Origin of the sequence: uncultured Nocardioides sp., assembly GCF_902805925.1 — a bacterium.
GTDB lineage: Bacteria > Actinomycetota > Actinomycetes > Propionibacteriales > Nocardioidaceae > Nocardioides.
Map to the genome: position 1 here is coordinate 1 of NZ_CADCUP010000145.1, position 6,090 is coordinate 6,090.

Sequence of the window (6,090 nt, forward strand, 5' to 3'; positions counted from 1 at the left end):
TGGAATCGTCAATGCCCATGTCTCCCTGTGGCGCAGGACCCGGCGCCGGGAGGTGCCGGTGGCCGATCCCCCCTTCCAGGGCTCCACACCGGGTCCCGACTCCGGCATGGGTGCAGATGAGCGCCGGCGGCTGTGGCTGGCCTGCCGGTCGTTGTCGGTGTCGCAACGGACGGCCGTGGTGCTGCGCTACTACGAGCAGCTGGACTACGCCGAGATCGCGGCATACATGGGAGTGCGGGAGGGGACCGTCCGGTCGAGCGTCTCCCGCGCGTTGGCCCTGCTACGTGAGGAACTAGGTGAAGAGCGTGGCTGACATGCTGGAGACACGGCTGCGCGAAGCCCTCGAGTTCGGCAGTGCCGTTGGCGCGTCGGGCACGGACCTCGCGACCGCCGCGCGCACACGCGCAGCGGCACGCCGACGACACCGGGTCCTGGGCCTGGGCGTGGCCGTCGTGCTCGCCGCGGGACTGGGGGTCGCCACCCTCGTCGACGGTGGCTCTCCCCCCGATGAGGCTCCGCCCGCATCCGGCGAATGGCCCAGGACCAGCGGCGAACTCGATCCGCCGGCAGGGTGGCACGTCGAGCAGTGGCGCGGGGTGAGCATCCACGTGCCCAACACCTGGGACGCGGGGGCGCTGTCCGCATGGTGCGAACGCGGGCCGCTCCTGGGCGTGCCGGTCGTCGAGCGTCCTGGGGAGCCTGCGTCAGCCCCGTGCAGCGATCCTGCTGTGGGCTATGGCGTGCAATTCCTCGGCCCCCGCCGCGGCCATGACCTCGAGTCCCACGCGGTTCGACAGCCTCGCCGCAGCGAGGCCGCGACGTATCCCAGGGATGCGTGGGTCGGGGTCACCTGCGCTGACTGCGACGTTGCCATCCGAGTCGTCGCTCCCACCCCGTACGTCGCCCACTACCTGTTGGGCACGTACGCCCGCACCTCGCCTTCATCGTGACCGTCTCGAGGTGAGCCTCCCTACCGGCTGTGGTCCAGGACCGCGTACAGCCGAGACAGGCGCCGTTCCTCCTGTCGTGCGAGCGCGGGGGCAGGCGGAGGACCTAGGGTCGTAGCCGTGAGCGAGCTCCCCGTTCTGGACGCCACCGAGCAGCGCATCCTGGGTGCCCTGCTGGAGAAGCAGACGACGGTGCCGGCGTCCTACCCCCTCAGCGGGAACGCCCTCCGCTCCGCCTGCAACCAGTCGAACAACCGCGACCCCGTCGTCGACCTGGACCTGCAGACCGTCGAGCAGGCCGCCCGCGCGCTCAAGGACCGGGGGCTGGTGCGGATCGTGTGGGCCTCCACCGGCCGACGGACGCTGAAGTACCACCAGGTCCTCGATGAGAGCCTCGGCCTCGAGCCCGATGAGGGGGCACTCCTCACGGTGCTCCTGCTCCGGGGCGAGCAGTCGCCGGGGGAGCTGCGCACGCGGACGGAGCGGTTGCGCGGCTTCGCCGGTCGCGGGGAGGTCGAGGCGTGCCTGGCCCGGATGGCGGCACGCCCCGAGCCGCTGGTCCGCGAGCTGCCACGACGACCCGGCCAGCAGGATCACCGGTGGATCCACCTCCTCGGCCCGGTCCCTCAGCAGGCCACCGGTGCGGTGCCGGTCGATCGCGACGCCGTGATCGCCGGGGGCGCGGAGGTGCGCGACGGGCGCGTCCGCTCCTCCTACGACACCGTGGCGACCGCCTATGCCGACCACCTCGTCGACGAGCTGGAAGGGCTGCCCTTCGAGACCTGGCTGCTGGACCGGGTGGCCGCCCGTGCGGCCGGAGGGCCGGTGGTGGAGGTCGGCTCGGGTCCCGGGCACGTCACGGCGTACCTGGCCGACCGCGGGGCCGCCGCGACGGGGATCGACCTGTCGCCCGCCATGGTGGCCGAGGCCCGCCGGCGCTTCCCGGCACCGACCTTCGAGGTCGGCGACCTGCGTCGGCTGAGCCGTCCCCCCACGAGCTCGGGGTGGGCGGCGGTGCTGGGGTGGTACTCCCTCATCCACCTCGCCGCCTCCGAGCTGCCCGACGCGGTCGCAGCCCTGGCCCGCCCGCTCGCACCCGGAGGCTGGCTGGTCCTCGCCCTGCACGCCGGCAGCGAGGTCCGCCACCTCGGCGAGTGGCTCGGCCACGCGGTCGACCTCGACCTGGTGCTGCACGATCCGGTGGAGGTGGTTCGGACGGTCGAGGCCGCGGGCCTCCTCGAGCTCGAGTGGTACGTGCGCGGACCGGCCACCGGGCGGGGTGAGACCACCGATCGTCTCTACGTCGTGGGTCGCAAGCCCGACTAGCTGTGCATGGCACGGGAGTGCCTGCAGGGTGGGTGGTCACCGTTGGTGGACAGGTCCCGAGATCCTTGGAGGCACGGCATGGCCAGGTCGAGCGAGCAGCTGCGTGAGATGGCGGAGAACCTGCGCGCGGCGCAGCAGCGCCAGACCAAGCCCACGAAGGAGCCCGAGCAGGGCCAGCTGTTCAGCGGCGCGGACGACGCGCCGGTGTCGCAGTACGAGCTGCTGGGCGGGTTCGCCGCGATGTACGACGAGATGGCTGAGGTCACCGGGCGCCTGGAAGCGCTCGAGCAGCGTGGATGACCGTCAGGGTCAGGCGAGGCGGCGGCGCAGCACCGGGCGGCGGCGCTCAGCGGCGTCCTTGGGGGGCTGCCTCGACGAGGCGCAGCTCAGGTGAGGTCCGGTGCGTCATCGCTCCGCAATGCATCGACGTCCCACCCGGCCCGGGACGCCCCGGCGGCGTACGCGCTCTCCAGGAACGTCAGCACCGTCGCGCGAGGATCCGGTGAGGTCCGCACGACCTCGTAGGGGAGCACGGCGAGGTGACTCGCTCCTCGCGTGACCCACCGCCCCTGCGCAGGGAGCAGGGGCTCCTCCGCGAGGCCCTCGGGCTCCGGGGACGTGTAGGAGTAGAAGGCCGGCTCGGGGAAGGTCTGGTCACCGAACCAGAAGCCGGAGCTCACCACCTCGTGCGAGTACGCCTCGCGCGTGACCGGGTCGACGTCGGGGCCGTGGACGACCCGCTTGTCGGAGAAGCGGGTCACGGCGAGGTCGAAGGTGTGCCAGAAGTGGTGGACCGGGCTCGTCTTGGCGTAGCAGCGACCGGCGAACTCCTCCAGCAGGAGGCCCGCTGCGCTCAGCACCTGCCAGTAGCGGGTGACCTGCTCCGGCACGTACGTCGCGTGCGCATGGTCCTCGGGGAAGGGCGTGCGGTCGGTGAGGTCGAACGGCACGGGCCGGATGGCGGCATCGATCCCCACCTCCCGCAGCGCCGTGAACAGGCGCTCGTGGAACGCGGCGACCGAGAGCCCCTCCAGGGAGAAGGACCTCGACGGACCGCGCACCGTCGTCACCGCGAGCCGGTGGTCCAGGAAGTCGAGGTCGATGCAGAAGATCAGCTCCCGGCCCATGGGCCGCGTGGTGATGCCGCGACCGGTCAGGTGGAAGGGCACGTGCCACCAGTGGTTGCGAGGTGGGGCCTGGTCCAGCTTGACCTTCCCCACCACCTGCAGGAAGCGGTGCAGCGTCTCCTTGGTCTCGATCCACGGCTCGAGCGGCATCGGTGGGAGCGGGGCGCCGGACATGGTGCTCATGATGCCGCCATCCACCCGGACGCGGCACCACCCCGCTACCCCGGATCGAGTCGGGTACGGCGCCTGGCGCGCACGACCACGTCGTGCAGGACGGACGTCCGGTCACCCCGCACCACCGGGCGCTCGTGCTCGGACGCGGTGACGACCTCCCAGGCGCTCGGGTCCAGCACCGCCGTGATGCCCGCGGCGTCCGCCGTCGCCTCCTCCGGCGGGTGCCCGTCCCCCGGTCCGTGCCCGCGCAGGTGCCCGACGACCAGCAGCGTGCCACCGGGAGCGACCCAGCCGGCCAGCCGGCCGTAGAACCGCAGCTGCGGCATGGCCGGGTGGGCGTAGTGGGTGGCCACGAGGTCGAAGCGCTCCTCGGGCTGCCAGGCGCCGAGGTCGGCCTCCACCCAGGTGATCACGTCGCCGGCCGGGTGGCCGGCCGCGCGGGCCCGGGCGCGGGCGAGCGCCTCGGAGGAGATGTCGGCCGCGGTGACCTGCCACCCGGCGGCAGCGAGCCAGACGGCCTCCGCTCCCTCCCCGCAGCCGGCGTCCAGCGCCGTACCGGGCAGCAGGTCGTGCGTCTCGCGCGCCAGGTACGGGTGCGGTGCCGGCTCGTGCCCAGCGCCCGGCGCCTGCTCCCAGTGCGACTCCCAGTAGTGCTTGTCGAACCCGTGCGTCATCCGACCCCCTCGTCGTCCCGACCAGGGTGTGCCCCGGGTGGTCGTCACGCAACCTGTGTTGCGGGAACGGCAAACCCTCGGAGCGACCGCCCTCAGCGGAGGGTGCCGTACCACGCGTTCGCGCGTCGTCCCGCGAGCACCGCCCGCTCCCAGGCGACGCCGGCTGCCAGGAGGGCAGCTCCGGAGGCGCCCATGACGGCCCAGCCCGGCACGTACGACGCCAGAGGCCCGCCCTGGGTGATCGCCACGACCACCAGCACCACGCCGCCCACGGTGACCGGCGCCTGCCAGGACCTCAGGAGGCCGGTGCCGAGCACCACGACGGCGGCGGCGGTGACGACCGCCAGCCGCACGGCGCTCCCCTCCGCGACGGCGAGCATCGTGGAGGGGACGAGAGCCGCGGACAGCGCCGGCCCGGCGGTCAGGAACGTCGGCAGGCGGTGGTCGCGCGACCACTGCACCCGACCGATCCCTGCCAGCAGCACCACCAGCGGCGCCGTGAAGGCCTCCACGGTCGTCACGTCCGCCTCCCACTGGAGGACCCAGAGCCCGGCCGAGACGGTCAGCGAGCCCAGGTAGGCGACCGGCAGCCGACCGGGCGACGCGGCGTACGCCAGGGTCACCACGCCGAGCGTCACCAGCACCGCCGCCAGCTGGTACGGCGCCTCGCCGGCGGCCAGCACGGCCGTCACGGCCCAGAGCGTCCCGAAGCCGAGGGCGGCTCCCTCCACCCCACGGTGGCTGCCGCGGGCCCGGGCGCACGTGGAGCCGACGGCCGCGTTGCCGGCGACCAGCACCAGGGCGACGGGCCACCAGACGACGGCCTCGGAGTCGCGCAGCGCGGTGAACGCGGTGGCGGCCACGGCGGTCTCGGCGAGCGCCACCCACAGGAGCGACCGGGCACGCACCGCGGCGATCACGGCCGGCAGCGACCAGGCGAGCGCCGGCACCACGGGGAGCAGCCAGCCCGCCGGCGGCGCGTCGGTCACGCCGGCCGCCAGCAGCCGGCCGGTGCTCGCGCCCTCCTCCGACAGCGCGAGCACGAGGAGGAGGAGAGCGGGCTGCGCTGCCCACGCCACGGCGGTCACGGCTGTGGCCCACGGGCGGTCGGGGAGCACCCGGCGTACGGCGGCCACGGCCAGCACCGCACCCAGGACCACCGAGACGGCGACGACGACGAGCCGGGGCGCGTCCAGCAGCGGGATGCCCACCACCGGCACCAGCCACGCGACTGCGGCCGGCCACAGGAGCCCCGCGACCCTGTCACCGAGGAGCAGCGCCGCGACCGGCACGACGAGGAGCAGCGCGGCGGCGCCGTACGCCTCCAGGACCGACGAGCCGGGGCCGTACCCCACGCCGAGCCCGGTGAGCACGTGCGTGGCCAGCGCGACGACCGCCGACACCAGCAGCGGCACGCTGGACCACGAGACGCGCAGCGCCGGCGCCGCGTGGTCGAGCCGGTACGCCGCCCACGCGCCGGCACCGCTGCCGACGGCGAGCAGCAGGGCCAGCCCGCAGAGCGCGACCGGAGCGGGATCCGCCGCGGCGACGGCCGACCACCCGGCGACCGCGAGCATCGACGTCGCGGCGGGCCGGTGGACGAGCACCCGTCGCAGCGCGGCACCGTCGTGCGTCCGGGGCACGAGTCGGTCGAAGCCGAGCAGCAGGACGCCGCCGAGGAGCCCGGCGCCGGCCCAGTACGCGTCGGTGGCGAGGTGGCCAAGACCCGCGAGGTCGAGCCAGTGGGCGGCGGCGAGGTCGAGGGTGAGCAGCCCCGTCGCGACCACTGCGGCGGTTTCGGCGGCAGCATGCAGGCGACGCCTGGTGGCGACTGCCGAGCCG

Annotated in this window: 7 protein-coding genes; 4 read left to right on the top strand and 3 right to left on the bottom strand. The window is 74.1% G+C overall.

The features are described 5' to 3' along the window. From QZX64_RS10255 to QZX64_RS10270, 4 genes are all read left to right on the top strand, one after another. The coding region (locus QZX64_RS10255) for a sigma-70 family RNA polymerase sigma factor (protein ID WP_295659188.1) at positions 1-313 on the top strand (313 nt) is incomplete at its 5' end. Next, positions 306-950 (top strand): hypothetical protein, encoded by a 645-nt coding sequence (locus tag QZX64_RS10260; RefSeq protein WP_295659191.1) that lies wholly within the window; start codon positions 306-308, stop codon positions 948-950. The genes QZX64_RS10255 and QZX64_RS10260, both read left to right, overlap by 8 nt. Positions 951-1,067: 117 nt before the next feature. Further along, positions 1,068-2,273: a DUF480 domain-containing protein gene (locus QZX64_RS10265; protein WP_295659195.1), complete on the top strand. Its 1,206-nt coding sequence runs from the start codon at positions 1,068-1,070 to the stop codon at positions 2,271-2,273. A gap of 78 nt (positions 2,274-2,351) precedes the next feature. Beyond that, positions 2,352-2,573 carry a hypothetical protein gene (locus QZX64_RS10270; protein ID WP_295659198.1) on the top strand — a complete coding sequence of 74 codons (222 nt, stop codon included), beginning with the start codon at positions 2,352-2,354 and terminating at the stop codon, positions 2,571-2,573. A gap of 86 nt (positions 2,574-2,659) precedes the next feature. Here the strand turns inward: QZX64_RS10270 and QZX64_RS10275 are convergent, their stop codons facing one another. The 3 genes from QZX64_RS10275 to QZX64_RS10285 all read right to left on the bottom strand — a co-directional run. Further along, positions 2,660-3,583: a DUF5996 family protein gene (locus QZX64_RS10275; protein WP_295659201.1), complete on the bottom strand. Its 924-nt coding sequence runs from the start codon at positions 3,581-3,583 to the stop codon at positions 2,660-2,662. Between the two features lie 35 nt (positions 3,584-3,618). Then, complete coding sequence (locus QZX64_RS10280) at positions 3,619-4,248, bottom strand: bifunctional 2-polyprenyl-6-hydroxyphenol methylase/3-demethylubiquinol 3-O-methyltransferase UbiG (protein WP_295659204.1); 630 nt, start codon at positions 4,246-4,248, stop codon at positions 3,619-3,621. Between the two features lie 92 nt (positions 4,249-4,340). Continuing rightward, the coding region (locus QZX64_RS10285; protein WP_295659207.1) for an SCO7613 C-terminal domain-containing membrane protein at positions 4,341-6,090 on the bottom strand (1,750 nt) is incomplete at its 5' end.

Coding starts and splice junctions, on each gene's coding strand:
- QZX64_RS10270 (WP_295659198.1), top strand. CDS start 2,352: ATGGCCAGGTCGAGCGAGCAGCTGCGTGAGATGGCGGAGAACCTGCGC.
- QZX64_RS10275 (WP_295659201.1), bottom strand. CDS start 3,583: ATGAGCACCATGTCCGGCGCCCCGCTCCCACCGATGCCGCTCGAGCCG.
- QZX64_RS10280 (WP_295659204.1), bottom strand. CDS start 4,248: ATGACGCACGGGTTCGACAAGCACTACTGGGAGTCGCACTGGGAGCAG.